The sequence below is a fragment of the Streptomyces swartbergensis genome, assembly GCF_002148965.1.
Classification (GTDB): domain Bacteria; phylum Actinomycetota; class Actinomycetes; order Streptomycetales; family Streptomycetaceae; genus Streptomyces; species Streptomyces swartbergensis.
Map to the genome: position 1 here is coordinate 1 of NZ_NGFN01000801.1, position 793 is coordinate 793.

At 71.1% G+C, this 793-nt stretch carries 1 protein-coding gene; it reads left to right on the forward strand.

What is annotated here, in order from left to right:
- Positions 1–708, forward strand: a 708-nt coding sequence (locus tag CA983_RS44420; RefSeq protein WP_086606183.1) for a class I SAM-dependent methyltransferase, incomplete at its 5' end; no start/stop codon positions are given.
- Between the last annotated feature and the right edge of the window lie 85 nt (positions 709–793).

The following is a 793-nucleotide window of genomic DNA, read 5'->3' on the forward strand; positions in this document are numbered from 1 at the left end:
TCCTACCCCCCAGCCCTCTTCGACGCGATAGAAGCCCTGGCCGACCACCCCCTCCCCGGCTCCCGCGTCGCAGACATCGGCGCCGGCACCGGCATAGCGACCGCCCTCCTCCACGCCCGCGGCGCRAACGTCATCGCCGTAGAACCCGGCGACGGCATGGCGGCACAGTTCCGCAGCACCCTCCCCGGCATCCCGATCATCCGCGGCACCGGCGACGACCTGCCCCTCGCCGACGCCTCCGTCGACCTCGTCACCTACGCCCAGGCCTGGCACTGGACCGACCCCGCCCGATCCGTCCCGGAGGCCCTCCGCGTCCTGCGCCCCGGCGGCGCCCTCGCCCTCTGGTGGAACACCGACGCCCTCGACGTGCCATGGATCGCCGAGGCCGCCGCCCGCACAGAGCGCCACTTCGACATCGACATCTCCGCCGAGAAGCGCAACGTCAACGCCCGCGCCGCCGACCCCACCGGCCGCCTCGACTTCACCCGCCGCACGGTTCGCTGGAGCCGCCGCGTCCCCGTCGACACCCACCTCGCGAACATCGGCAGCCACTCGGTCTTCCTGGTCAACGACGAGGAACACACCGCGGCCTTCCTGGCCGAGGAACGCGAGCACCTCCTCAAGGCCTTCCCGGACGGCATCGTCGAGGAGGCCTACGAGGTGGTCCTCCTCCTCGCGAAGGCCCCCGCTCGACGCACCCCTGCTTGACGCACCCCACCCCCAGGAGCATTATTCATCACATGATGAATAATGCTCCTGGGGGTGGGGTGCGTCAAGCAGGGGTGCGTCGAGC